Origin of the sequence: Saccharopolyspora rhizosphaerae (assembly GCF_003931915.1) — a bacterium.
Taxonomy (GTDB): domain Bacteria; phylum Actinomycetota; class Actinomycetes; order Mycobacteriales; family Pseudonocardiaceae; genus Saccharopolyspora; species Saccharopolyspora rhizosphaerae.
Genome location: NZ_RSAA01000014.1, coordinates 41,411 through 66,396 on the forward strand (window position 1 = coordinate 41,411; position 24,986 = coordinate 66,396).

Below are 24,986 nucleotides of genomic sequence, written 5' to 3' on the forward strand. Positions count from 1 at the left end.
CCATCATGTTGCCAACGGTCCGCGCCTCTTGGAACCTTCGGTGGTCACCTCCTGTGATCGATCGGAGACCCGATGTTCAGTTCACGGCGCAAGGCAGCGCTGGTCGCCGCGGCGGCCGGGCTCGTCCTGCTGGCACCGGTCCAGGCCGGCCTGGCCGCAGAACCGACCGAGACGCCTGGCCAGGACGAGGCGATCTACACGGTCCCCCACACCGACAGCGCGTCGCGCACGGAGATCAACCGCAGCGGCGCGGAGGTCCTCGGCGTCAGCGAGGACCAGGTCGCCACCGTGGAGGCAACGCCGGAGGAGGCCGAAGGGCTGCGCGCTCGCGGCTTCCAGCTCACCGAGCGGACCAAGGTCGCCGACGCGCTGCAGCGCCGCAACGGCACGCAGCCGAAGGCCCCCGGTGACTTCCCACCGGGCGACGAGGCGTACCACAACTACGACGAGATGGTCGCCGAGCTCGACAAGACCGTGGCCGACCACCCGGACATCGCGTCCAAGGTCAGCGCGGGCAAGTCGTTCGAGGGCCGTGACATCCCGGTGCTCAAGATCAGCGACAACGTGGCCACCGACGAGGACGAGCCCGAGGTCCTCTTCGACTGCAACCAGCACGCCCGCGAGCACCTGACCACCGAGATGTGCCTGCACATCGCGCAGCGGTTCACCGACAACTACGACGACCCGGCGGTGAAGGAGTCGGTCGACAACCGCGAGATCTGGATCGTCCCGTCGGTCAACCCGGACGGGTCGACCTACGACGTGGCCTCGGGCGAGTACCAGGGCTGGCGCAAGAACCGCCAGGACCAGGGCACCGACGTCAACCGCAACTGGGGCTACCTGTGGGGCTGCTGCGGTGGCTCCAGCGATGACCCAGCCGACGAGACCTACCGGGGCACCGAAGCGTGGTCCTCGCCGGAGGCCGCCGCGATGCGCGACTTCATCGACTCGCGCGTGGTCGGCGGCACCCAGCAGATCAAGGCGGCGGTGGACTTCCACACCTACTCGGAGCTGGTGCTGTGGCCCTTCGGCCACACCTCCGACGACGTCACCGAGGGGATGACGCAGGAGGAGTACGACCGGTTCGCCAAGGTCGGCACGGAGATGGCGCAGACCAACGGCTACACGCCACAGCAGTCCAGCGACCTGTACGTCACCGACGGCGACAGCCTCGACTGGATGTGGGGCCAGCACAAGATCCTGGCCTTCACCTTCGAGATGTACCCGTCGTCGGGCGGTGGGCTCGACGGCTTCTACCCACCAGGTGACGTGATCGAGCGGGAGACCGCCCGCAACGACGCGGCCGTGGACATCCTGCTGCGCGAGGCAGGTGCCTGACCCGTCCAGGAGGGGGATCGGGAGGGCCCGGGGTGTGCGCACCCCGGGCCCTTTCCACCGCGATAATGAGGGCATGACCACCGCGACGACGATCCGCCCGCCCGCGCTGGTGCGCCGGGGCTCGTGGATCTACTGCCCGTTGCTCGGCGCGTTGGCGGGATTCCTGCTGCGGGTCGTCGCGGCGTGGGTGGCGGGCCTGCCGTGGGCGCCGTTCCAGGGCGTGTTCGAACTGGCGGCCTCGGGCGCGGACCCGTGGGGCCTGCTCGTGGCGATCGCGCTGGGCGCGCTCATCGGCTTGGGCTTCGCCGGGTTGCTCGCCCAGGAGCGGCTGGTCGTGACAGTCGGGCCAGAGGAAGTGGTGCTGGCGACGGGCCGCCACGCGCGCGAGATCCCCGGCGACGAGGTCGACGCGGTGTTCACCGAACGCGGCCACCTGGTGCTGCTGGACGGGACGGGCGCCGAGCTGGCGCGCCGGAAGTCCGGGCTGGACCGCTTCGCGCTGCGCGACGCGTTCCGCGAGCACGGCTACCGCTGGCGCGACTCGGACCCCTACGCGGGCCGCTACGTGCTCTGGACCGAGGACACCCCGGAACTGTCGCTGCGGGGCAACACCTTGATGGCCGAGCGCGACCGCGCGTTGCGCAGGCGCGACCACAAGGAAGCCGCATTGCTGCGGGCTCAGCTGGCGGAGCAGGGGGTCGTCCTCCGCGACGGCCACCGCAAGCAGTACTGGCGCAAGACCGAGGCCTGACTCCCCCGGAACCGCTCGCGACGCACCTGAACACGCCTCACCCACCGGAGCCTCGATCACGCACCCGTGTGCGGTGTCGAGCCCTCAGCCCATCGCAGTGCAGGAGAACGCGAGAACCTCCCCGGAAGCTCAGCGGGCGGAGGCATGACGGTGTTCGACCTGACGTGCGGCGGCGAGCCGAGGAACGCTGCTGCGGTTCCACCGAAACCGCTGCAGTTCCACTGAGGTTCCCCGCGCCCGCTCAGCGAGCTGAGGCGTGCCGGTGTTCGACCTGTGTGCAGGTTGGACGCGGCGACCAGCCGCGGAACGCATGGGCTTCCGCCGAAAGCGCCGGCAGGCGGGCGCAAAGCGGTCCCGGGAGTCGCCGATGTCGAGGACAGGATGCTGGGATCCCGCTGGAACCGCGGTGGGAACGCGGCGCCAGCCGCGGAACAGCGGGAATTCCGCCGAAACCACCGGAGTGGCGGCGATCCGCTTCACCCCACCCCGGGGACCCACCATCACCACCGAGGTTTCCACCGAGAGAGGGTCAAGAAAGCGGCCGGACGGCTGTTCTGGACCCACACCCCGCGCAGGTGCCGTCGAACTTCGCGCGAAATTCGAACGAGGACCCGTCACTGCCACCGCGCGGGTTCTGGGCGGCCTCGTGCGGGCATGCCGACACGCCGGGGCGTCGTGCTCCGGCGTGCAGCAGGTGGCGGCGCACGGACTCCGCGAAGCCGTTGGGCCCTCCTCCGAGTGCTCTTGCTACGGGAACCGCTGGGATTCCCGCATCGCCGGCGAGGAGGGCGCGGGAAGTCTTAGGACAGCATCAGCACGATCGTGCCGACCACGATGCCGGCCATCACGACCGCGGCCGCCACCATCATGAGGAGGCGCATCTGGGGGCGTTCACCGGCTTCGTCGTGCACGCGCTCTCGCCACTGGAGGAAGGTGGTGCCTTCTTGCTCGCTCACGTCTGCTCCTGAGAGTCGTTCCGTACTACTTCGAGCGGCTCCCCGAGCACCGCATTGCGCCACGATGTCATATCAACTCGGATACGTGAACCACACGGTGCGCCCAGCGAGTCAGCAACGCTTCGTCGTGGCTGATGGCCAGCACGCCCATGCCGTTCTCCCAGGTCCGGCGGTCGACAACGCGCACCAGGGCGGCCGTCGTGGAGGCGTCGAGCATCGCCGTCATCTCGTCGCACACCAGGTAGCGGGGCTGCGGCGCGAGAGCGCGGGCCAGGCAGGCGCGTTGCAGTTGACCGTCGCTGACCTCGTGCGGCCGCCGGGTGAGCAGTTCCCCGGTGAGGCCCACTTCGTCGACGAGCTCGTCGACGTCCCCGGGTTCTCCGCGCGCCAGCAGCGGTTCGGCGATGATCTCGCGCAGCGTGAAGCGCGGGTCGACGGCGGGCCGCGGGTGCTGGAAGACGATTCCGACAGACCTTCGCGTTCCCGGGGGTGTGCGGTGCCGGAAACGCGAGATGTCACTGCCATCGAGCGACACCCGTCCGGACCACGGCCGGTGCAGCAACGCCAGCACGCGTCCCAGCGTGGACTTGCCCGAACCACTGGGTCCGCCGAGCCCGAGCACTTCCCCGGCGGCGAGGTCGACGCTCGCGCCGTCGAGCACCGGCCGCCCGCGCCGGTAGCCGACGACGACGTCGGTGGCGCTCAGCACGGCGCGTGGGCGGCGATCCACCGATCGCCCCGGGCGAGCAGTTCCGGGTCCCCCGTGCAGGGCGCGAAGCCCGGTTGGTCCGGACGGCGTTGGCAGTACACGCAGCCCCACTCCTGTTCGACGCGGTCGAGTTCGGTCAACGACGGCGGGTGGCCGGGGATCGGCTCGAACCCGCCCTCCGGCAGCGCCGCCAACAACGCGGCGGTGTACGGGTGCCAGGGTTCGCTCAGCACCTCCTCGGCCGGGCCTGCTTCGACGATGCGGCTGGCGTACATCACCGCGACGTCGGTGGCGACGCGGCGGGCGGCGGCCAGGTCGTGGGTGATGAGCAGGACCGCTCGGTCGTCGGTGGCGGCCTCGGCGAGCAGGTCGACTGCGTGGTGCACCAGCGGCCGGTCCAGGCCGGTGGTCGGCTCGTCGGCGAGGACGATCCGGGGGTCGCCCGCCAGCGCCAGGGCGAGCGCGACGCGTTGCGCCATGCCGCCGGAGAGCTCATGCGGGTAGTGGTCGAGGTCCGCGGGGTCGAGACCGACGCGCTCGGCGAGCTCGTCGGCCCGGCTCGGGCCGCCCAGCGCGGCGACGGTCTCGACGAGCTGGGCGCGTGCGGTGCGGACCGGCGTCAGGTGGGTGCTCGCCGACTGCGGGACGAGCCCGATGCGACGACCGCGGACCCGCCCGGCCAGCACCGGTTCCGGCGCCGAGATCAGGTCGGTGCCGTCGTCGAGGAGCGCGTGCCCGCGGACTTCGGCGTTGCCGGGCAGCAGCCCGAGCAGTGCGGAGGCCAGGACCGACTTGCCGCAACCGGACTCGCCGACCAGCGCCAGCACCCGGCCGGGCCGCACGTGCAGGGCCGCGTCGGTGACCGCGCGCACCAGAACCCCGCGCGGGAGCCGGAACCGGACCGAAAGCCGGTGCAGCTCCAGCAGACCGGTCCTCTCGGGGGCGTGGGTGTCGGTCACAGCGACAGCTCCGATCGTCGTTTCGGCACGAGCCGGTCCCGCCAGGTCGCCGCCAGCCCCGAGACCGCCAGCGTGGTGGCCACCAGCAGCGCCGACGGGAACAGCACGATCCACCAGGCCCCCAGCAGCACCGCCTCGCGGCCGTCGCCGAGGAGGTTGCCGATGCTGGCCAGGTGCGGTGGGAGGCCGAGTCCGAGGAAGCTCAGGGCGGTCTCGTGCCACACCGCGTGCGGCACGAGCAGCACCGCCGACAGCGCGGCTTGCGGCACGATCGCCGGCAGCAGGTGCCTGCGCAGGATGCGCGCCCGCGAGGAACCACCGGCGATGGCGGCCTCGACGTGGGGGCGCTGCCGCAGCGAGAGGACCTCGGAACGCACGATTCTCGCGACCGTGGTCCAGTGCGTCAGCGCGATCGAGCAGACCACCGTCACCAGGCTCCCCCGGTACAGCGCGACGACGACCACGCCCAGCAGCAGGTGGGGCACCGAGTTGACGATGTCGACCAGGCGCATCAGCAGCCGGTCGGTCCAGCCGCCGAGCCCGCCGGCCACGACCCCGACCAGCGAACCGAGCACAGTGGACACCACCGCGCTGAACCCGGCCACCAGCAACGACACCCGCAGCCCCGCCATCGACTGGACGAACAGGTCGCGGCCGTTCGAGTCGGTGCCGAAGGGGTGCAGGAGGCTCGGCGCGAGGCGTACCTCCTCGTAGCTCACGCCCTGCCCGCCCACCAGCAGCGGGACGACCACCGCTGCGAGCACCAGCACCCCGAGCCCGACGCCGGAGGCGAGCAGGCGGGAGCGTGGCCGCGCGCGGGCGGCACCGGCTCGACCGGCGGGCTTCCAGGTCAGCTCAGCCATCGGCGGCCACCCTCGGGTCGAGCACGACCGCGGCGACGTCGGCCAGCAGCGAGCCCAGCAGCACGGCGGCGGTGGCCACCAGGGTCACCATCGCCAGCAGCGGGTAGTCCACCGCGGTCGCCGCCGTGACCACCGCACCGGCCAGCCCCGGCCACGAGAAGACCTCCTCGACCAGCACCGTTCCGGTGACCAGTTCCGGGATGCGAGCACCGATCAGGGTCACGAACGGCAGCAGCGCGGTCGGCAGCGCGTGGCGCAGCACCACGATGCGCTCAGCCAGTCCGCGTGCTCGAGCACCGGTGACGTGGTCCTCGGCCAGCGATCCCAGCATCGACTGCCGGACGTGCAGCACCAGCCACGGCGTCTGGGACGCGGCCAGCACCAGGGCGGGCAGCGCGAGGTGTTCGGCCACCTGCCCGAACGACAGCTGCTCACCGGCGTCGGTCAGGCCCGCGACCGGCAGCCAGCCCAGGCCGAGCGAGAAAACCGCGATCGCCAGCAGCGCCAGCACGAACGGCGGCACGCCCTCCAGCGCGTGACCCACGGCGGTGACCAGCCGGTCCACCACACCGCCCTGCCGCCAGGCCGCGATCGTGCCGCCGACCAGCGCGAAGACCACCGCCAGGGCGAGTCCGCTGACGGCCAGCAGCGCGGTCCACGGCAGGCGCTCGGCGACGACCTGCGCGACCGGTTGCCGCAGGGACCGCGACACGCCGAGATCACCGCTGAGCAGGCCGTGGAACCACTGCCAGAACTGCTCCAGCACCGGCCGGTCGAGGCCGAGCTCGGCGCGCACCCGCGCCACGTCGGCGGCCGAGGCGGTGTAGAGCCGCACGCCGAAGTACTGCTCGACCGGGTCGAACGGCGAGGCCGCAGCCAGCAGGAACACGCCGAACGCGACGATCACCAGCACCGGGACGGCGAACGCCAGGCGCCGCAGCGCCAGGCGCGTGATCGTCCGGCTCATGCTCGCGGTTTCCAGGTCTCGACGTTCCACCACGGACCCCAGGTGGTGCCGTGGGTGTGCGGTTCGACGGGCGCCTGGTAGCCGGTGAACGAGTCGTCGCGCAGCACGTAGCTGTGGTCGACGAACGCCAGGTACACCAAGCCCGGGTCGGCGACGTAGGCGCGCTGGACCTGCCGGTAGAGCTCGGCGCGCTTGCCCGGGTCCAGCTCGCGGCGGGCCGCGTCGAGCGCCGCGTCGACCTCGGCGTTGCGGTACTGACCGGGGTTGTCGTAGGTGCCGGTGCCGATCGCCGAGGAGCTGAGGCTGGAGTAGGCCTGCGGATCCGGGTCGATCGGGTTACCGCCGCCGAGCACGATGCCGTCGGTGTCCAGCCGGTCGGCGACCGCGGAGCGGTCCACCCCGGCGAGCTCGACCTCGATGCCGATCTCGCGGGCGTCGGAGGCGAAACCCGTTGCCAGGTCGCGGCGGAGGCTGTCGTCGGCGAAGTACAGGACGGTGAACGTCGCGCGGGTGCCCCCGCGTTCGCGGATGCCGTCGGGACCGACGCGCCAGCCGGCCTCGTCGAGGACGCGGGCCGCTTCCCGCGGGTCGTGGGCGAAGGTCGCTGCGGGCTCGTGGTGCGCGCCCATCGACGGCGGGATCGGGGTGTGCGCGGGCTTCCCGTGCCCGCCGAGCAGCGCCTTGATCATGCCCTCGCGGTCGACGGCGAGGTTCAGGGCGGTTCGGACCGCGCGGTCGCCGGTCACGGGGTTGTTGTGGGGCAGCGCGATGCTGCGGTAGTCGGCTGTCTCGTGGTGCACGGCGCGGAACCCGTCGCGAGCGGCACCTCCGGCGAGCACCGGCGGGAGCACGGTGCCGTCGAACTCACCGGCCGCCAGCCGCTGGGCGCGGGTGTTGTCGTCCTTGGCGAACACGACGGTGATGTCGTGCACGGCCGGCGCGCCGCCCCAGTAGTCGCGGTTGGCGGCCCAGGTCATCTGGTCGCCCTGCCGCCACTCGACCAGCCGGTACGGCCCGGTGCCGACCGGACGGGTGTTGAGCGGTGAACTCTCCTGCGGGGCAGGCGTGCTCAGCGACTCGTTCGGCATGACGCCCAGCACGAGCTTGGACGGCCACGCGGAGTAGGGGAACTTCAGGTCGAAGCGCACGGTGTGGGCGTCCACGGCCTCGACCCCGGCGAGCATGTCGTAGTCGGAGGAGATCGTGGAGGCGTAAGCCGGATCGATCGCCGCGCGGTAGGTGGCCACCACGTCCTCGGCGTCGAAGGGCGTGCCGTCGTGGAACCGCACGCCGTCGCGGAGCTTCACCGTCCAGCTCGTGGCATCGGCGTTGGCCTGCGGCGGATCCACCGCCAGCGCGGGCCGCAACTGCGCCCGCCCGTCGAAGGCGAGCAACCCGTCGTAGAACTTCGCCGCCCCCTCGGCTCCGTACCCGAGCAGCGGGTTCAGGCTCTCCGGCTCGAAGCCGTCGGCCAGCAACAACTCCCCGGGCTTCCCCGGCTGGGAGGGCGCGGAACACCCCGCCACCACGACCCCCAGCACGAGCGACAACCCGACAACCCAACTTCGACGCTTCAGCACTCCCGCACCATAGGGGCTGTTGCAACTATTTCTCAATAACTTGAGATCTTGCTCCCCTCCACTTCGGAGGGGCCTCCGGTGCTTCGAGGCGGCATCCGGCACCCACAGAGGCTGCAGCGGCAAGGGCAAGCAGGTTCGGGGGATCGCGAAGTCGCGTAGCGGCGTCAGGGGTTCGCGCCCGCGACCTCGCCCGGTCAGGGGGATCGCGAAGTCGCGTAGCGGCGTCAGGGGTTGGCGCCCGCGACCTCGCCCGGTCACCTGCCCGCGCGAGGTGCCCGTCCGTCCGAGGTGCCCATCCGCCTGAGGTGCAGCGATGCTCACGAAGCGGAGCGGCGTGGTCCAGCAGGCAGGACCAGGTGATCGAAGACCGTCTCATCACCTCCCGCAACCGCACAGCCGCGTCAGATGCCGGGTCACCACGACGTCGACGCAGCCGAGAACGTGCTCACGAGCCGTGGACTGGTTGGTCCGGCCGCCCAAGCCGGGGAGTGGCGGACGCGGCACCCTCGCCCCTGCGGCGATCAGAGGACTCGCCCGCACCTCACGCGAACCGCTCGTTGTCGTGACCTGCGCCATCACGACGGTGTTCGAGCACCCGGGAACTCCAGCAACCCGAGGTCGGTCCACCCGGGTGATCCGGCATTCAACCCGGGGAACTGTGGACACGACGACCGCACCCCCAAGTAGCGATCAGGACACCGCGACATCTCCGCCGCAGCCTTGCGCGGACCGCTCATCCGCGGGACGTGCCCGACCTCCGGGACGATCGGCCACCGGAAACTAGCGGAATCGGGGTGCCGGATCACCGGAGATCCGGCACCCGAGCTGAGGACATGCCGACGCGACGGCCCGCAACCTCGGTAGCGATCAAGAGACCCCACACGTCGGGCGACACCGCCGGACGGCGTGACCCGCGCTCTCGCCACGCGTTCACGCACCCGTGGTCACCCCGGCGCTCGGAGGGTCGGATCACCGGGTGATCCGGCACCCGAGCTGGAGACCCTCGGATCCGACGGTCACACGCCGAGGGCGATCGCACCATCGCGAGAGCTGGCCCTCGGACTCTCGTGGACCGGTCATCCGCGGGAGCCACACCGCACCCGGAAACCGGTGCTCGGGTGCCGGACCACCGGGGTGGTCCGGCACCGAGCCCGGGACGGGAAGGCCAGCACCAGGGGTCAGGAAACCGGGTCGGGCATCTGGTTGACCTCGTAGGAGCAGGTGATGGTGCGGCGGGTGCGCGGGTCGGTGAGGTCGACGCGCCAGGTGCCCGCGAACTGGTCGACGTCCGGGAGCATCGGGATGGTGCCCGAGATGAGGATCGTGCCGGGCTCGTCCAGACCCCGGGCGCGGAGCTCGTCGAGCCAGTAGCGGGGCGTGAGCAGGTCGGCGAGGGTGCCGTCCTGGATCTTCTGGCCACCCGCCCACGCCGTGAGCGTGAGCTCGTCGAGGCGGTCCTCGACCTCGGAGAGCCGCCAGGCCTCGCGCGCGAGGACGTCCGGGCCCGCCTGCTTGCTCCAGGCCACGCCGTGGACCTCGAGCTCGCGGTCGGTGTGGTCGCAGGCGGCGGTGAGCAGCACGTCGCGGTCGGTGATCACCAGTGCCCACTCGGCCTCACCGGAGGTCCGGCCGTGCTGGACCGGGACCACGTCGGCCTGCATGGCCAGGTACGGCGCCACCGGGTACAGGCAGGGCGTGCGGGTCGGAGCGGGCACGCCGAGCTCCGCGAGTTCGGCGACGTGGGCGGCCACGTCCTCCTGGCTGCGACCGGCGTAACCGGCGTTGAGCAGCGTCGTCACCTGGACCTCGACGGTCTGGCCGTCGACGTCGAAACACAACGGGAACACGAGAACCCTCCCCAATCGGCATACCTCTTGTATACAGTTCGTATCACACTCTGCAGGTCCACCTGGAAATCGAGGAGCCCATGACGAACGCGCCCGTGACCGCCGCAAGACCGGCGCGCAAGGACCTGATCAAGGCCTTCGTGGCGAGCCTGAGCGGAACCTCCCTCGAGTGGTACGACTTCGCCGCCTACTCGGTCGCCTCGGCGCTGGTGTTCGGCCAGCTGTTCTTCCCCAGCCACGACCCGCTGTCCGGGACGTTGCTGGCGTTCTCCACCTACGCAGTCGGCTACGTCTCGCGCCCGCTGGGCGGTTTCGTCTTCGGACGCCTCGGCGACGTGCTCGGCCGCAAGCAGGTCCTGGTGATCACACTGCTGATCACCGGCATCGCCACCGTCCTGATCGGACTGCTGCCCACCCACGACCAGGTCGGCTCGCTCGGCGCGGTGCTGCTCGTGGTCCTGCGCTTCGCCCAAGGCGTGGGCATCGGCGGCGAGTGGGGCGGTGCGGTGCTGCTGTCCAGCGAGTACGGCAGCGAGAAGCACCGCGGTTTCTGGGCCTCCGCCGCCCAGATCGGACCCCCGGCGGCAACCTGCTCGCCAACGGCGTGCTCGCCGCGCTCGCCGCCGGCCTGACCTCCCAGCAGTTCATGTCCTGGGGCTGGCGGGTCGCCTTCCTGCTGTCGGCCGTGCTGGTCATCTTCGGCCTGTGGATCCGCGTCAAGCTGGAGGAGACCCCGGTCTTCCAGGAGATCCAGCAGAAGGGCGAGCAGGCGGGCGCCCCGGTGCGCGAGGTCCTCACCCAGGAGCCGCGGGCGCTGATCTCCGGCATCCTCTCCCGCGTCGGGCCGGACGTGCTCTACGCCCTGTTCACGGTCTTCGTGCTGACCTACGCCACCCAGCAGCTGGACATGGGCAAGAGCTGGGCGGTCACCGGCGTGATGCTCGGCTCCTCGCTGCAGCTGTTCCTGATGCCGCTGGCCGGTGCGCTGTCGGACCGCTTCGGTCGCCGCCGGGTCTACGCGGTCGGTGCTGTGGGCGGACTCGTGTGGCCCTTCGTGTTCTTCCCGCTGGTCGGCGGCGGTTCCGCCGGGCTGCTCATCCTCGGCGTGGTCGTCGGGCTGATCTGGCACGCGCTGATGTACGGCCCGCAGGCGGCGTTCATCGCCGAGCAGTTCAGCCCGGCGCTGCGCGCCACCGGTTCCTCGCTGGCCTACACCCTCGCCGGGATCATCGGCGGGGCGCTGGCGCCGCTGCTGTTCACCTCGCTGTACGCCTACTTCGACACCTGGGTCGCCCCGGCCTGCTACCTGGCCGCGACCTGCGCGGTGACGCTGGTCGGCCTGGGGCTCAGCCGGCTTGGAGCACCCGCCGCGTCGCGTTGAGGTGTTCGGTGATCGCCGCGGTCGCGGCCTCCGGGTCGCCCGCGGCGAGCGCCGAGCAGATCGCCTCGTGCTCAGCCAGCACCGACTTGCGCCGCCCGTCGGACCGGAACAGGGCTTCCACGCCCGCGCGGACCTGGCGGGCGCGCAAGCCGTCGTAGGTCTTGGACAGCATCTCGTTGCCCACGGCCCCGACCAGCGCGGAGTGGAACCGGTGGTCGTGGTCGATGAACTCGCGCGCCTGCTCGTCGCCGAGCTCGCGCTGCGCGTCGAGCTCCCGTCGCATCTCGGCCAGCGGCACCGCGCCGAGCTCGACGGCACGGCGGGCCGCGTAGCACTCGATCATCGCGCGGATCTCGAACAGCTCGCGGATCTCGCGGCCGCCGACCGGCGCGATGTAGGCGCCGCGCTTGGGCACCAGCTGGACGAGCTCCTCGGCGGCGAGCAGCAGCAGTGCTTCGCGGATGGGCGTGCGCGACACGCCGATCTCGTCGGCGAGGGCTTGTTCGTTGACGAACTGCCCTTGCATGCCGGGGTCGCTCAGGACGGTGTCCTTGAGGTGGGCGTAAGCGAGTTCACGTCCGGACGGCAACTTGACCCCTTGCTTGCATATCGTCGGTATACAAGCATCATATCGGTTCTCAGCAGGTGACCACTCGTCCTGCGGTGGCGTGCTCGCTGCGGAGCCGTGCAGGAACCCGGCGGTGCGCACTGCGAGGGACACTCACCGGGAAGAGGAAGTGGCTCCGCCCCTTCCGAACAGACGGTCGTCGAAGGATGGTTGTGGTTATGCGGATCGCGTTGTGCCAGATCGTGTCGGGGCCGGACCCGAAGGCGAACCTCGAGCTGGTCGCCGACGGCATCCGCCGTGCGGCCGAGGAGGGCGCCGACCTCGCGGTGTTCCCTGAGGCGACGATGGCGTGCTTCGGCGTGAAGCTCGCGCCGCTGGCCGAACCCCTCGACGGCCCGTGGGCCACCGAGGTCCGCCGCCTCGCCCGGGAAGCCGGCATCGCCGTGGTGGCGGGCATGTTCACCCCCGCCGACGACGGCCGCGTCACCAACACGCTGCTGATCACCGGCCGTGGCCTGGACACCTCCTACGACAAGATCCACCTCTTCGACGCGTTCGGCTTCGCCGAGTCCCGCACGGTCGCCCCCGGCTCCGAGCCGGTCGTGGTCACCCTCGACGGCGTCGGCATCGGGTTCACCACCTGCTACGACGTCCGCTTCCCCGGGCTGTTCCAGAAGCTCGCCGACGAGGGCGCCTCGGTGATCGTCACGCCCGCGTCGTGGGGCGCCGGCGAGGGCAAGGTCGAGCAGTGGGAGCTGCTGGTGCGCGCCCGCGCGCTGGACTCGACCTCGTGGGTCGTGGCCTGCGGTCAGGGCGACCCGCGCAGCATCGGCCGCGAGCCCTCCGGCAAGGCGCCGACCGGCGTCGGCCACAGCCTGGTGGCCACCCCGCTCGGACTGGTCCACGCCGAGCTGGGCGCCGAGCCCGAGGTCGAGGTCGTCGAGTTCGACCCGGACGAGGTCGACGCGGCCCGTCAGGCGGTGCCGGTGCTGGCCAACCGCCGCTTCTGAACCGCCCGGAAGGCCGCGGCGCCGGCCACCAGCAGCACACCGGTGGTGACGAGGCTGCCCTCGACGCCGAACCCACCGCCGGTGAGCAGCTCCGCTGATCCGGGGCCCGGTGCGAGGCTGAGCAGCGTGGCCTGGAGGTCCATCCCGGACACCTCGATCCCGGCCACGTTGCCCTGGCACCAGTTCCACACGACGTGGAACGCGCACACACCCCACAGCGAGCCCTCGGCGACCGCCCACATCCCCAGCACCAAGCCGATCAGCAGGATGTTGAGCAGCGCCACCAGGCCGACGTCGAAGTTCACGCCGTGCAGCAGCGCGAACACCACGGCCTGGAAGGCGATCGCCGCGGTCAGGCCCCACTGCCGGTAGGCGGTCTGCAGCAGGTAGCCGCGGGTCACGACCTCCTCGGTGCAGGCCTGCGCGGTGAACCCGAGCAGCGCCAGCAGCACCGCGGCGACCTGCGCCGCCCGGAGCGGCCCGACCCGGTACTGCCCGCTGAGGAGGTTCACCGCAACCGGGATCGCCAGCAGCAGCACGGCGGTCCCCGCTCCCAGCGCGAGGTGCGCGCCGATCCGCGAGGCCGGGAAGAACCCGAGGCTCGCCAGCGGGCGCCCCTCCTTGAAGCGGACCCAGAGCGCCAGCAGACCGCTGGCGCCGAGGAAGCTCAGCAGCAGCACCAGCTGCGCCTCGAGCACCACCGGGCCGTCCACCAAGGGCAACGCGGACCGGTCGAGCAGGGGGAGCCACGCCAGCGTCACCAGGGCCGGCCCGACCAGCAGGCAGACGATGACCACCAGCAGGGCCAGCAGCGGGCCGGTCGGCCGGCGCGCCGACCCGGGACCATCCAGCAGAGCCGTCGACACGTGCTCGATCATGCCCGGGTCCAGCAGGGGTCCGCTCGGTGGGGCTGCTGATCACATGTCCAGGCCCAGGTCCAAGGACGGGGAGGAGTGGGTCAGAGCCCCCACCGCCAGGTAGTCGACCCCGGTCCTGGCGTAGGTCTCGGCCACGTCGAGGGTGAGGCCGCCGGAGGACTCCAGTTCCGTGCCCGGCGAGACCGCCCGGGCCCGGCGCACGGCTTCGACGCAGTCCTGCGGGGTGAAGTTGTCGAGCAGCACGAGCGAGACCTCCTCGGCCAGCACCTCGTCGAGCTCGTCGAGGTCGCCGACCTCGACCTCCATCGGGAGGTCCGGGTAGCGGGCACGGCAGGCCCGCACGGCGGCCGCCGGGGAGCCCGCGGCCACGACGTGGTTGTCCTTGATCAGGACGGCGTCGCCCAGGCCCTTCCGGTGGTTGACACCGCCCCCGCAGCGCACGGCGTACTTCTGCAGGTCGCGCAAGCCCGGCAGGGTCTTGCGGCTGTCCCGGACCCGGCAGCCCGTGCCGGCCACCGCGTCGACCCACCGGGACGTCGCGGTGGCGATGCCCGACAGGTGCGTCAGCAGGTTCAGCGCGGTGCGCTCCGCGGTGAGCAGGCCCCGGACCGGGGCTTTCACGCGCAGCGCGCAGTCGCCCGGCGCCAACCGCTCGCCGTCGGCGCGTTCCTCGAGCACCTCGTAGGCGTCGGCGCCCAGCACCTCGTCGAGCACCAGCCGGACCAGCGGAAGCCCGGCCAGCACCCCGGATCGGCGCGTGTTGAAGGCCGCCTCGGCGATCGCGTCCGCGGGCACCGTGGCCTCGGTGGTGGCGTCGGGCCCGTAGCGCAGGTCCTCGGCCAGCGCCGTGCGGACGACCTCGCGGGCTCCGTCGACGTCGAAGATCATGCCGCTGTCCTCGCAATCCCGGTTCCGGCGGGGATCAGCCACCCCGACGCGTCCAGCCGGAGCACCGTGCTGCGCCGCCAGCGCAGGTCGTCGGTCTCCGGGAAGTCGGTGCGGCGGTGGCAGCCGCGGGATTCCTCGCGGAGCCGGGCCGCGGCCAGCAGGGCGTGAGCGGTCAGCGTCAACGACGCGTCCTCGACCGCCTGCCGGGTGCGCAGCGGGCGAACCACGGAGTGGCGGTCCAGCACCGCGCACGCCTCGGCCATGCCTTCCTCGCTGCGACCGATGCCCGCGTACCGGCTCATGGTGCGCTGCAACAGGTCTCGCTCGACGACGGCGAACGCGGGCGGCTCGACCTCGCCCACCGGCGTGCGCGGCAGCAACCCGCGGCCGATGTCCTCGGCCACCGCCGAGGCGGCCCGGCCGCCCACGACCAGGCCCTCCAGCAAGCTGTTGGACGCCAACCGGTTCGCGCCGTGCAGGCCGGTGCACGCCACCTCCCCCGCCGCGTACAGGCCGGGTACCGCGGTGCGACCCTCCCCATCGGACACCACGCCGCCGCACGAGTAGTGCGCCGCGCTGGCCACCGGGATCGGCTCGGTCAGCGGGTCGATCCCCGCTTCCCGGCAGGAGGCGTGCACGGTCGGGAAGCGCTCGGCGAACCCGGCGATCCCGGTGGCGTCCAGGAAGACGTGCTGAGCACCGGTGTCAGCGGCCCGCTGGGTGATCGCGGCCGACACGACGTCGCGCGGTGCCAGGTCACCCAGCGGGTGAACGCCGTCCATCACCCGCTCGCCGTGCACGTCGACCAGCACGGCACCCTCGCCGCGGACCGCCTCGGTCACCAGCGGACGTCGTCCGCGCGCCTCGCCCGGCGCGTAGAGCACGGTCGGGTGGAACTGCACGAACTCCAGGTCCGCCACGCCCGCACCGGCGCGCAGGGCCAGCGCAACACCGTCCGCAGTGGACACCTCGGGGTTGCTCGTCGCGGCGTAGAGGTGGCCAAGACCGCCGGTGGCCAGCAGCACCGCGGGCGCGTGCAGCACACCAGGCCGGCTGTGCCGATCCACCGCCAGCGCACCGGCGATCGCACCGCCCTCGCCGCGCAGCAGCTCGACCACGCAGTGCTCTTCGAGCACCGGGATGCCACCGCCGCGCACGGCCGAGACCAGCGCCCGCTGGACCTCGGCGCCGGTGGCGTCCCCGCCCGCGTGGATGACGCGGAAGGCCTGGTGACCTCCCTCGCGAGTGCGGGCGAGCCGGCCTTCGGTGGTGTCGAACCGCGCTCCGGCCGCGCGCAACCGGGCGATGGCCTCGGCCCCGCCGGCGAGGATCGCGCGCACCGCGTCCGGCGCGCAGAGCCCCACCCCGGCGGTGAGCGTGTCCTGCACGTGCCCGTCCAGGCTGTCGCCCGGGTCGAGGTCCCCGGGCCGGACGACAGCGATGCCGCCCTGCGCCCAGCCGGTGTTGCCGGCCGACACCGAATCCTTGCTCACCACCAGCACCCGCAGCCCGGCTTCGCGAGCGCGCAGCGCGGCCGTCAGCCCGGCCACGCCGGTGCCGACCACCAACAGGTCAGCGCCGGCTTCCCAGGTCATTCGCCACCCCCCGGCTTGCCGATGGCGATCATGCGCTCCACCGAGGCCCGCGCGCGGTCGGCGACGTCGGTGGGCACGTGCACCTCGTCGGCGCCCTCGCGCAGGCAGCGCAGCAGAGCCGCCGGGGTGATCATCTTCATGTAGCGGCAGGACGCCCGGTCGTTGACCGCGCGGAAGTCGATCTCCGGCGCGGCCCGGCGCAGCTGGTGCAGCATGCCCACCTCGGTGGCCACCAGCACCGAGGTGGCGCCGGTCTGCTTCGCGGCGGTGAGCATGTCGCCGGTCGAGAGGATCTTCACCCGATCCGGCTCGACGGTCCCCTCGCCCGCGAGGTAGAGCGCGGAGGTCGCGCAGCCGCACTCCGGGTGGATGAACAGGTCGGCCTCCGGGGAGGCGGCGGCCCGCTCGGCCAGCTCCGGGCCGTTGATCCCGGCGTGCACGTGGCACTCGCCGGCCCAGACGTGCAGGTTCTCCCGGCCGGTCTCCCGCTTGACGTGCGCGCCCAGGAACTGGTCCGGGCAGAACAGCACCTCGCGGTCGTCCGGGATGGAGCGGACGACGTCCACCGCGTTGGAGGAGGTGCAGCAGATGTCGGTCTCGGCCTTCACGTCCGCGGTGGTGTTGACGTAGGAGACCACCACCGCGCCCGGGTGCTCGGCCTTCCAGGCGCGCAGCTGCTCGGCGGTGATCGAGTCCGCCAGCGAGCACCCCGCGCGCTCGTCGGGGATGAGCACCGTCTTCTCCGGGCCGAGGATCTTGGCGGTCTCGGCCATGAAGTGCACGCCGCAGAAGACGATCGTGCTCGCGTCGCTCTCAGCCGCGATGCGGCTCAGCGCCAGCGAGTCACCGGTGTGGTGAGCGACGTCCTGGATCTCGGGCAGCTGGTAGTTGTGCGCCAGCAGCACGGCGTCGCGCTCCTCCGCCAGCCGCCGGACCTCCGCCGCCCAGGCGGCGTCGGCTTCGACGCCGGTGAACCCGACATCGGTCCGCTGCCACGTCGCAGTCGCCATCTCGTCCTCCTCGCCGGGTCCCTCCGGGGGTGCGCCGGAGACCCCGCTTCCACCCCGGATCAACGGCCCCGAGGTTTTCGCCTTAGAATCGAAAACGTGCCACATCGTAACACCGGGTCCCGCGCTCCCGGGAGAGACGCAGCTCACGAAGTGCTCGCCGGCGTGCTGCAGAGCCGCGACCAACGGCTCCAGGTGATGCTCTGGCAGCGGGCCGAGGAGCCTGCGCTGCACCGCTGGTCGCTCCCCCGAGGCTGGCTGGCCCCCGACGAGGACGTCGAAGCCTCGATCCGGCGGCAGCTGGCCGAGAAGGTCGACGTGCACAAGCTCTCCCACGTCGAGCAGCTGTCGGTGTTCAGCGCGCCCGGCCGGGTGCCGGACCGGCGGGTGATCGCCACCGCGTTCCTGTGCCTGGTGCCCGCCGACGTCGACCCCGAGGTGCCCGACGACACCCGCTGGTTCCCGGTCGACGACCTGCCCGCGACCGCCTTCGACCACGAGGAGGTCGTGCTGGCCGCGCGAGACCGCCTGCGCGCCAAGCTCTCCTACACCAACATCGGGTTCGCGCTGGCCCCCGCCGAGTTCACCGTCTCCGAGCTGCGCGGGATCTACTCGGCCGCGCTCGGCTACCAGGTCGCGGCGACCAACCTGCAGCGCGTGCTGTCGCGCCGGGGCGTTCTGGAAGCCACCGGGCGCACCCTGCCCGCCGGCCGCTCCGGCGGCAGGCCACCCGCGCTGTTCCGCTTCACCTCGCGCGACCTGCAGGTGACCGACCCGTTCGCCGTGTTCCGCCCACCGTCCTGAGAGGAGGCTGCTTGACTGGAGCAGCCTCGTCGCGACGATCGAAGTAGTTTGGGGGCGTGTTGGACACGTTGCCGCTGTTCCCCCTGGGGTCCGTGCTGTTCCCCGGCGGGCACCTGCCGTTGCACATCTTCGAGCCGCGCTACCGCGAGCTCGTGCAAGACCTGCTGAACGAGGACGTGCCCGACCGCCGGTTCGGCGTGGTCACCATCCGGCAGGGCTGGGAGGTCGGCGAGGACAACGTCGACTCGATGTACGACGTGGGATGCACGGCGGTGCTCGACCAGGCCCGGCAGCTGCCCGGCGGACGCTACGACGTCACCGCCTTCGGCGAACGGCGGTTCCGGCTGCTGCAGATCGACACCGAGTCCGCGCCGTACCTGCTGGCCCGGGTGCAGTGGCTGCCCGACGTCACCCCGGAGCGCGACTCGCCCGGCCGTCGCGAACGGCTGTCCGCGGCGGCGCGCGACGCCCACCAGCGCTACCACGCCTCGGGCATGCGCAGCGGGCCCCGCGAGGTGCCCGGTGAGGCCGCTGACCTGGGCGACCTGTCGTACCTGCTGGCCGACGACTGCGTGCTCACCACCGAAGACCGCCAAGAGCTGCTCGAGGAGACCGACCCGCTGGTGCGCCTGCGCACCGTCCGCAAGCTGCTGCTGCGCGAAGCCGAGTTCCTCCGCGAACTGCGCGCGGTGCCCGCCCCGCTGGCCGAGTTCGCCCAACAACCAAGCCTGAACTGAAGCGGAACCACCCCTCCGGAACACGCCCGCCGCGGACCACCCCGTTCGTCCGGTGCCCGATCACCAAGCGGTCCGACGCTCCCAGGCGAGGTCACCAACTCCGCTCAGCAGCGCCTGCCGAGAACCAGCGGCGGTGCACGGCGGAGAGTCCCGCCCTCGACCTCGCGAGAACTTCGACGGGGAGCTTCCGGCTTCGAACTTCGCGAGAAGTTCGACGGGGAATCGACGGGAGGAGCCCGGGCTGTCACGTTTCGCGCGAAGTCGAGGGCGGACTTCGGCCCGCGAACTTCACGAGAACGTCGACGTGGAGCTTCGGGCGTCGAACTTCGGGTGAAGTTCGACGGCACCCCTGCGGGGTGCGGGGGCGTGGGGGCAGCGGCTTCGGCGGTTCCTCGAGAGGATCCTCGCGGCACCAGGGTTGGTGAGGGGCGGTTCGATCTAGGATCGGCCGCATGTCCTCAGCTGGTGGCCCGTGGGACCCGCGGCAGCAGTACCGGGGCTTCGGCGCGTTCCCGCAGCCCGAACCGCCTCGCCGGAAGCGGCGCGGGTGGCTGATCGCCGCGAGCGTGCTGGGCGCGGTCGTCTTGATCGCCGCGATGGCGGCCGTGGTCGTGATCGGTCTCCGGGAACAGCGGACCGCGGCTGTACCGGCCCCGCCGCCGTCGCCCGAGGCGTCGGCGGTCCGAGCCGGCTGGCAGGTGGTCGCGGTGCCGAAGCGGGGCGCGGTCTACGACGTGCCGCAGGACTGGGAGATCGACGCCGACCCGGGAGCGGTGCACGCGGTCGGACCACCGGACGACGCCGTCACGCTGACCGGCGTGGCGCACCAGCAGCGGGGTTTCTGCCCTGGGGACGACAACAGCTTCCGCGCGATGTCGGGAGCCAGCGCCCGCCTCGGACCGGATGACGCCGCTGTCGCCGAGGAGACCCTCGGCACCTTCATCAGCCACGCCTTCACGCGCGGCGGGGTGGCCCCGCTCGTCGAGCAGTCGCCGCCGGAGCGCCTCCAGCTCACCGGCGGGGTCCCGGCCACCCGCGTCAACGCCCGGGTGACCCTGCCCGCCCCGACGGGCTGCGACGCGCGCAGCGTCGCGGTCGCCGTCGTGGCCACCAACAACGACGGCACGAGCTCGTTGGTCTTCGTGGGCGCGGCCGACCAGGACGTCCCCGGCGGCGTCAGCGAAACAACCCTCCACGAGGTCAGCACCTCGCTCCGCCCGCAGTGAGGCGCCTCCTGCTCAGGAGCCCCCTTGCGGGTTCTGGGCGGCAGGCCCGGGCGCTGCTGGGTGCAGCGGCGGCGCCACCTGAAGCTCCCGTTCGACGTTCTCGCGCAATGCGACGAGGAACTTCAGCGTTCGAGTTTCTCGCGAGATCCGAACGGAGCTTCTCGGGCACGGAGCTTCTCGGGCACGCAGTTGGTCGGGAACGGAGCCGCTCGAGCACGGGGTGCGGGGGTGGGAACGGCAGCTGCGCCGCGGACTCGACCCGGCGTGCTCACTGGAGGCGTCGGCCCAGGTCGTCGAAGCCGTTCCAGGACGTGGCGATGCCGTAGCCGAGCGAGAGGGCCAGCGGCATCGCGACCAGCACCCAGTTCGTGGTGATCTCGGGGGCGATGGTGACCAGGTCGCCGACCTGCGGGTTCGGCGGCATCGGGTAGAGCCCGGCCGCGAGCGACCCGCCCACCTGGACGCCCAGCCACGACGCCACCGCGGACCCCAGCACGCCGCCGAGCAGCAGCACCGGGCCGCGCCGGCCCCGCATCCGCCACAGCACGGCAGCGGTGAGCACACCGGCTGCGAAGGCCAGCAGCGCGAAGATCGCGATGCCGTCGAACTCGTGGTAGCTCTCCACCAGCAGCGGGGTCACCGAGCCGCCCGGGCGCAGCACGCTCTCCTGCGGCGGCGCCAACCGCGACCACAACCACCCCACCGGCAACCCCAGCAACGCGATCAGCGACACCGCGCTGACCGCAGGCAGCAGGTCGGCCTTGACGACGACCTTCGGCGTGGGCGGGGCGAGGACCGGGAGCAGCGCCGCGTCCTCGGGCTCGATCCGCTCGGGGAGGGCACGCGTCGTGCCCGCGTCGTCCACAGAGCTGTCGGACACCCGCCGACCTCCTCCTCGCGTCCGCCGCCACCGGTTCGGCTTGCGAAATCTTCCGGCCACCATAGCGTTTCCCCGCACGTGTCCCCGTCACCCGATGGCTGAGCACGGCCCGTGCTCAACTATTCTGCGCGAGCCCTCATGTCGGCTACGCCGAAGGACGAGTGAAGTGGTGGGAATCCTGCCGTCTCCCCAGGTGACCGGACCGAGCCCGATCGACGAGCCCAGGCAGGCCTCGGTTGTCCGGCTCCCGTTGCGCACCACCGTAGCCGAACTGATCGGTGGTTCCGCGGTCGCCGTGCTGGTGAGCATGGTGCTGCAGTTCGCCGCCACGCGGCTCAGCATCAGCGAACCCAGCAACGCGCCCGAGGCGCTGACGATGCTCAGCAGCACCCTCGTCCTCGCAGTGCTGTTCGTGGTGCTGGCCTTCGGGTACCGCGCGACGCGCCTCGGCCGCTGGGGCAAGGTCGTCGCGACCTGGGTGGCGCTGAGCGCGTTCACCACCTTGCTGCTGGCGATCCCGCTGCAGTCGACGCGCTTCTACTACGGCGGGTCCTCCACCGACAACGGCTTCCGCCTGCAGCTGATGACGCGGATGGCCTCCACGCTCGGCCTGGCCGACATGAACTACGCCGACACCGCGCCCTACTACCCCAGCGGCTGGTTCTGGCTCGGCGGACGCTTCGCCAACCTGCTGGGCTGGGAGGGCTGGGCGGCCTACAAGCCCTACGCCCTGTGCTGGGTCGCGGTGACCACGGTCGTGGCCTTCACGTTGTGGAGCGTGGTGCTGCGCCGCCGGCTGGCCGTGCTGGCCGCGGTCGTCACGACCCTGTCGGGCATGCTGCACGGCATCGTGGAGCCCTACGCGTGGCCGTCAGCGGCGTGGATGGCGCCGGTGGCGGTGCTGACCTGGCGCGCGCTGCGGCTGGACGACGGCGCACCGCGCTGGACGCTGGTCTGCATCGGCGGCTACGTCGGGTTCGCGGCGATCACCTACACGCTGCACTTCGGCTTCGCCGTCGCGCTGATCGTGCTGATGGCGCTGATCGTGGGCGTCGACCGGGTGCGCCGGGGTGACGCGATGGGCGCGGCGGTCAAGCGGCTGTTCCTGCGGCTGCTGCCGATCGGTCTGGTCAGCCTGGTCATCTCGTTGCTCGTGTGGTTGCCCTACCTGGTGTCCACCCACTTCCTGCTGGACAACCCGCGCAGCGCCGCGCAGCACTACCTGCCCGAGGACGGGGCGCTGCTACCGGTGCCGATGGCCGAGGCCTCCGCGTTCGGCGCGTTGTGCTTGGTGGGTTTCGCGTGGCTGCTGCTGCGCTGCCGCCACAGCGAGATCGCCGCCTCGATGCTGGTGGTCGTGGTCGCGATCTACGGCTGGTTCGGCCTGTCGACGCTGGCCCTGCTGGCCAAGACGACGCTGCTGTCGTTCCGGCTCAACGTGGTGCTGGACCTGGTCCTGCCGATCGCTGGTGTGCTCGGCCTGGTGGAACTGTTCGGCTACCTGCGGCCGAAGATCGACCCGCGTTACGGGCTGCAGGCCACCGCCCTCGTCTGCGCGCTGGGCCTGGGCGGCGCGGTGGCCGTGAGCCAGACCGCGCTCACCGAGGAGCTGGGCGCCTACACCGAGCAGGCCTACAGCGACTACTACCCGACCGGCGACAACGCCAAGGGAGGTCGAGACCCCGAGGAGGCGGGTTCCTGGCTCGACGACGAGATCCGCGCCGTCGACGCCCTCACCGGGCGCGAGCCCGATCAGAACGTGCTGCTGAGCACCGACTACAAGGTGATGTCGTTCCAACCCTACTGGGGCTTCCAGCAGGAGACCCCGCACTACGCCAACCCGCTGGCCGACTACGACGAGCGGGCCGCCGAGGTCGAGCGCTGGACGAAGGCCCGGACGAGCGACGAGCTGCTGGCGATGCTGCGGGACTCGAAATTCAAGAGCCCCACCGTGTTCGTGCTCACCAACCCGCGGAGCCCGCACTCCACCGCGGAGTTCCCGCCGGAGCACCAGGACGACCTCGCGGTGCAGCTCAAGGGCGACTCGTTCCCGCAGAACCCGAACGTCCGCGACTACTACGCCTACTTCGACCGCGAGCTGTTCGACTCCCCGGCGTTCGTGAAGCGCGAGGTCGGTCCGTACACGATCATCGCGCTGCGCTGATCAGCACGCGTCCGCCTCACGCTCGGGGTGTGAGGCGGACCGGCAGGGCCTGCAGCCCGTGGATCAGGCTGGAGTTCCGCCGCGACAAGTTCTCCGGAGCCGTGGCCAGCTGCAGGTCCGGGAAGTGGGCGAGCAGGCCGCGCAGCGCGATCTGCGCTTCCCTCCGCGCCAGCGGAGCGCCGAGGCAGAAGTGGACGCCGTGCCCGAAGGCCAGGTGCCCGTGGCTGTCCCGGGTGATGTCGAACGCCTCCGGCTCCGGGAACTTCTCCGGGTCGCGGTTGGCCGCGGCGAGCCCGGCCCAGACGAATTCGCCTGCGGGGATCACGGTGTCGCCGACCGTGATCGGCTCGGTGGTGAAGCGGAACGTGGCGTGCATGAGCGGACCGTCGAAGCGCAGCATCTCCTCGACCGCGCCGTCCACCAGCTCCGGGTTCGCCCGCAGCGCGGCGAACTGGTCGGGATGGGTCAGCAGCGCCAGCACGCCGTTGCCGATCAGGTTCACCGTCGTCTCGTGCCCGGCCACCAGCAGCAGGAACACCATCGAGATCAACTCGGTCTCGCTGAGCCGGTCCTCGTCCTCGGACACCTCGATCAACGCGGTCAGCAGGTCGTCGGCCGGGTGCTGCCGCTTGGCCGCCAGCAGCTCGGTGAGGTACTGCGCCATCTCCCTGGCCGCCTGCGCGGAGGCTTCACCGTCGATGTCGTCGAGCAACTGGTTGGTCCAGTGCCGGAAGTCGTCGCGGCGGCTCTCGTCGATCCCCAGCAGTTCGCAGATGACCCGGATCGGCAGCGGGAAGGCGAAGGCGTCCAGGAAGTCCACCTCGGCCTCGCCGGCCATGGCGGTGAGCAGTTCGTCGCTGATCTGCTCGATGCGCGGGCGCAGCGCCTCGATCCGGCGCGCGGTGAAGGCCTGCACGACCAGCTTGCGCAGCCGGGTGTGGTCCGGCGGGTCCATGTTGAGCATGTGCATGTCGAACCCGGCGCCGGCGAACCTGCCGTCCTCGGAGTCCTGGCGCTCGGACTCGGAGGCGAACCGGTCCAAGATCAGCCGGAAGATGGCCTGCGCGTCTTTGCTCAGCCGGGGGTCGGTCAGCATCGCGCGAGCGTCGGAGTAGCGGGTGAGCACCCACACCGGCAGTCCGCTGTCGCTGATCAACCGGTGCACCGGCCCGGCCTCCCGAAGCTGCGCGTAGCGGGCGTGCAGGTCCTGGGCGAAGGCGCTGTCGAACGGGATCGCATCGGTGTGCGCGGTCATGGAACCCCCATCCACGAGTCGTCGTCCCAGTAAACCGCAAGCGCACGACTCCGCGCCGGGGTGTGAGCTCTGCAGGTCTGCGGCTACCCCGCACCTCCAGCCGCACCCCCGCGCCGCGAAGCCACGAAGCTGCGAAGCCACGAAGCTGCGAAGCCGCGAAGCCGCGAAGCCACGTAGCTGCGAAGCCGCGAAGCTGCGAAGCCACGTAGCTGCGAAGCCGCGAAGCTGCGAAGCCGCGAAGCCGCGAAGCCACGTAGCTGCGAAGCCGCGAAGCTGCGAAGCCGCGAAGCCGCGAAGCCGCGCAACTGCGCGGGGACGTAGGTGCGAAGCCGCGTTCGAAGTTCTCGCGAAGTTCGACGCCCGAAGTTCCCCGTCGAATTTCGCGCGAAGTTCGACGGGGAAACTGGGACGGCACCGCCGCGGGTGCCCCGATGGCTTCGTGGCGAGGACTCCCGTTCGTGGCGAGTGCGTCGGTGTGCGGCGAGTGCGCCCGGACATGGCGGGAGCGCCGGTTCGTGGCGAGGGCCCTTTCTTGTGGCCAGCACGCCGGGACGCGGTGGCGCGTTCGTGGGAACGAGATGGGACGAGGGCCGCGGAGCGGCCTCTCGCTGCCGAGGACGGTC

At 71.6% G+C, this 24,986-nt stretch carries 21 protein-coding genes and 1 pseudogene; 8 read left to right on the forward strand and 14 right to left on the reverse strand.

Going from position 1 to position 24,986, the window contains the following annotated elements:
- Window positions 1-72: 72 nt before the first annotated feature.
- Both EIL87_RS13290 and EIL87_RS13295 read left to right on the forward strand, forming a co-directional pair.
- The gene (locus tag EIL87_RS13290) at window positions 73-1,338 is read left to right on the forward strand and encodes a M14 family metallopeptidase (RefSeq protein WP_125090759.1); all 1,266 of its coding nucleotides are present in this window, start codon (window positions 73-75) and stop codon (window positions 1,336-1,338) included.
- A gap of 73 nt (window positions 1,339-1,411) precedes the next feature.
- Window positions 1,412-2,089: a YqeB family protein gene (locus EIL87_RS13295; RefSeq protein ID WP_125090761.1), complete on the forward strand. Its 678-nt coding sequence runs from the start codon at window positions 1,412-1,414 to the stop codon at window positions 2,087-2,089.
- A gap of 800 nt (window positions 2,090-2,889) precedes the next feature.
- On the opposite strand, the gene EIL87_RS27080 is transcribed toward EIL87_RS13295, so the two are convergent.
- From EIL87_RS27080 to EIL87_RS13325, 7 genes are all read right to left on the reverse strand, one after another.
- Window positions 2,890-3,045 carry a hypothetical protein gene (locus EIL87_RS27080; protein WP_199740402.1) on the reverse strand — a complete coding sequence of 52 codons (156 nt, stop codon included), beginning with the start codon at window positions 3,043-3,045 and terminating at the stop codon, window positions 2,890-2,892.
- A 67-nt stretch (window positions 3,046-3,112) separates the two neighbouring features.
- Window positions 3,113-3,775, reverse strand: a complete 663-nt coding sequence (locus EIL87_RS13300) for an ABC transporter ATP-binding protein (RefSeq protein ID WP_233576223.1) — start codon at window positions 3,773-3,775, stop codon at window positions 3,113-3,115.
- Window positions 3,748-4,713 carry an ABC transporter ATP-binding protein gene (locus EIL87_RS13305; protein WP_233576224.1) on the reverse strand — a complete coding sequence of 322 codons (966 nt, stop codon included), beginning with the start codon at window positions 4,711-4,713 and terminating at the stop codon, window positions 3,748-3,750. Before EIL87_RS13305 ends, EIL87_RS13300 begins: the two co-directional genes overlap by 28 nt.
- On the reverse strand, window positions 4,710-5,576 hold the full coding sequence (locus EIL87_RS13310) for an ABC transporter permease (RefSeq protein ID WP_125090763.1): 867 nt from the start codon (window positions 5,574-5,576) through the stop codon (window positions 4,710-4,712). The genes EIL87_RS13305 and EIL87_RS13310 overlap by 4 nt, the downstream gene beginning before the upstream one ends.
- On the reverse strand, window positions 5,569-6,543 hold the full coding sequence (locus EIL87_RS13315) for an ABC transporter permease (RefSeq protein WP_125090765.1): 975 nt from the start codon (window positions 6,541-6,543) through the stop codon (window positions 5,569-5,571). The genes EIL87_RS13310 and EIL87_RS13315 overlap by 8 nt, the downstream gene beginning before the upstream one ends.
- Window positions 6,540-8,123: an ABC transporter substrate-binding protein gene (locus tag EIL87_RS13320; protein WP_125090766.1), complete on the reverse strand. Its 1,584-nt coding sequence runs from the start codon at window positions 8,121-8,123 to the stop codon at window positions 6,540-6,542. Before EIL87_RS13320 ends, EIL87_RS13315 begins: the two co-directional genes overlap by 4 nt.
- 1,178 nt (window positions 8,124-9,301) lie before the next feature.
- Window positions 9,302-9,970, reverse strand: coding sequence for a DUF2848 domain-containing protein (locus tag EIL87_RS13325; RefSeq protein ID WP_125090768.1), 669 nt, complete (start codon window positions 9,968-9,970; stop codon window positions 9,302-9,304).
- Between the two features lie 80 nt (window positions 9,971-10,050).
- Between EIL87_RS13325 and EIL87_RS13330 the strand changes: the two are divergent.
- Window positions 10,051-11,351, forward strand: a pseudogene (locus EIL87_RS13330) (MFS transporter).
- Here EIL87_RS13330 and EIL87_RS13335 read toward each other — a convergent pair.
- Window positions 11,317-11,940: a GntR family transcriptional regulator gene (locus EIL87_RS13335; RefSeq protein ID WP_125090773.1), complete on the reverse strand. Its 624-nt coding sequence runs from the start codon at window positions 11,938-11,940 to the stop codon at window positions 11,317-11,319. The pseudogene EIL87_RS13330 and the gene EIL87_RS13335 sit on opposite strands and share 35 nt — an antisense overlap.
- A 197-nt stretch (window positions 11,941-12,137) precedes the next feature.
- On the opposite strand from EIL87_RS13335, the gene EIL87_RS13340 reads away from it, so the two are divergent.
- On the forward strand, window positions 12,138-12,929 hold the full coding sequence (locus EIL87_RS13340) for a carbon-nitrogen hydrolase family protein (RefSeq protein WP_125090775.1): 792 nt from the start codon (window positions 12,138-12,140) through the stop codon (window positions 12,927-12,929).
- Here the strand turns inward: EIL87_RS13340 and EIL87_RS13345 are convergent.
- Genes EIL87_RS13345 through nadA form a run of 4 tightly spaced genes read right to left on the reverse strand, consistent with a single transcriptional unit; the run spans window position 12,893 to window position 17,300 of the window.
- A complete protein-coding gene (locus EIL87_RS13345; protein ID WP_125090777.1) occupies window positions 12,893-13,807 on the reverse strand; it encodes a CPBP family intramembrane glutamic endopeptidase in 915 nt (304 codons plus the stop codon). The two genes, EIL87_RS13340 and EIL87_RS13345, sit on opposite strands and share 37 nt — an antisense overlap.
- Before the next feature lie 39 nt (window positions 13,808-13,846).
- Entirely contained in the window at window positions 13,847-14,695 is an 849-nt protein-coding gene (gene nadC, locus EIL87_RS13350) for a carboxylating nicotinate-nucleotide diphosphorylase (protein WP_125090778.1), read from the reverse strand.
- On the reverse strand, window positions 14,692-16,290 hold the full coding sequence (locus EIL87_RS13355) for an L-aspartate oxidase (RefSeq protein ID WP_125090780.1): 1,599 nt from the start codon (window positions 16,288-16,290) through the stop codon (window positions 14,692-14,694). Before EIL87_RS13355 ends, nadC begins: the two co-directional genes overlap by 4 nt.
- On the reverse strand, window positions 16,287-17,300 hold the full coding sequence (gene nadA / locus EIL87_RS13360) for a quinolinate synthase NadA (RefSeq protein WP_125090782.1): 1,014 nt from the start codon (window positions 17,298-17,300) through the stop codon (window positions 16,287-16,289). The genes EIL87_RS13355 and nadA overlap by 4 nt, the downstream gene beginning before the upstream one ends.
- 150 nt (window positions 17,301-17,450) lie before the next feature.
- Here nadA and EIL87_RS13365 point away from each other — a divergent pair, with 150 nt between their 5' ends.
- The 3 genes from EIL87_RS13365 to EIL87_RS13375 all read left to right on the forward strand — a co-directional run bounded on the left by EIL87_RS13365 (window position 17,451) and on the right by EIL87_RS13375 (window position 20,064).
- Window positions 17,451-18,101 carry an NUDIX hydrolase gene (locus EIL87_RS13365; RefSeq protein ID WP_125091101.1) on the forward strand — a complete coding sequence of 217 codons (651 nt, stop codon included), beginning with the start codon at window positions 17,451-17,453 and terminating at the stop codon, window positions 18,099-18,101.
- 56 nt (window positions 18,102-18,157) lie between these two features.
- Entirely contained in the window at window positions 18,158-18,838 is a 681-nt protein-coding gene (locus tag EIL87_RS13370; RefSeq protein ID WP_325049461.1) for an LON peptidase substrate-binding domain-containing protein, read from the forward strand.
- Window positions 18,839-19,290: 452 nt separating this feature from the next.
- Window positions 19,291-20,064 carry a hypothetical protein gene (locus tag EIL87_RS13375; RefSeq protein ID WP_125090784.1) on the forward strand — a complete coding sequence of 258 codons (774 nt, stop codon included), beginning with the start codon at window positions 19,291-19,293 and terminating at the stop codon, window positions 20,062-20,064.
- 268 nt (window positions 20,065-20,332) lie between these two features.
- Here the strand turns inward: EIL87_RS13375 and EIL87_RS13380 are convergent, their stop codons facing one another.
- The gene (locus EIL87_RS13380) at window positions 20,333-20,944 is read right to left on the reverse strand and encodes a DUF2567 domain-containing protein (RefSeq protein WP_233576225.1); all 612 of its coding nucleotides are present in this window, start codon (window positions 20,942-20,944) and stop codon (window positions 20,333-20,335) included.
- A gap of 193 nt (window positions 20,945-21,137) precedes the next feature.
- On the opposite strand from EIL87_RS13380, the gene EIL87_RS13385 reads away from it, so the two are divergent.
- Window positions 21,138-23,108 (forward strand): arabinofuranosyltransferase, encoded by a 1,971-nt coding sequence (locus EIL87_RS13385; RefSeq protein WP_233576226.1) that lies wholly within the window; start codon window positions 21,138-21,140, stop codon window positions 23,106-23,108.
- 16 nt (window positions 23,109-23,124) lie between these two features.
- On the opposite strand, the gene EIL87_RS13390 is transcribed toward EIL87_RS13385, so the two are convergent.
- Complete coding sequence (locus EIL87_RS13390; protein ID WP_125090790.1) at window positions 23,125-24,363, reverse strand: cytochrome P450 family protein; 1,239 nt, start codon at window positions 24,361-24,363, stop codon at window positions 23,125-23,127.
- Between the last annotated feature and the right edge of the window lie 623 nt (window positions 24,364-24,986).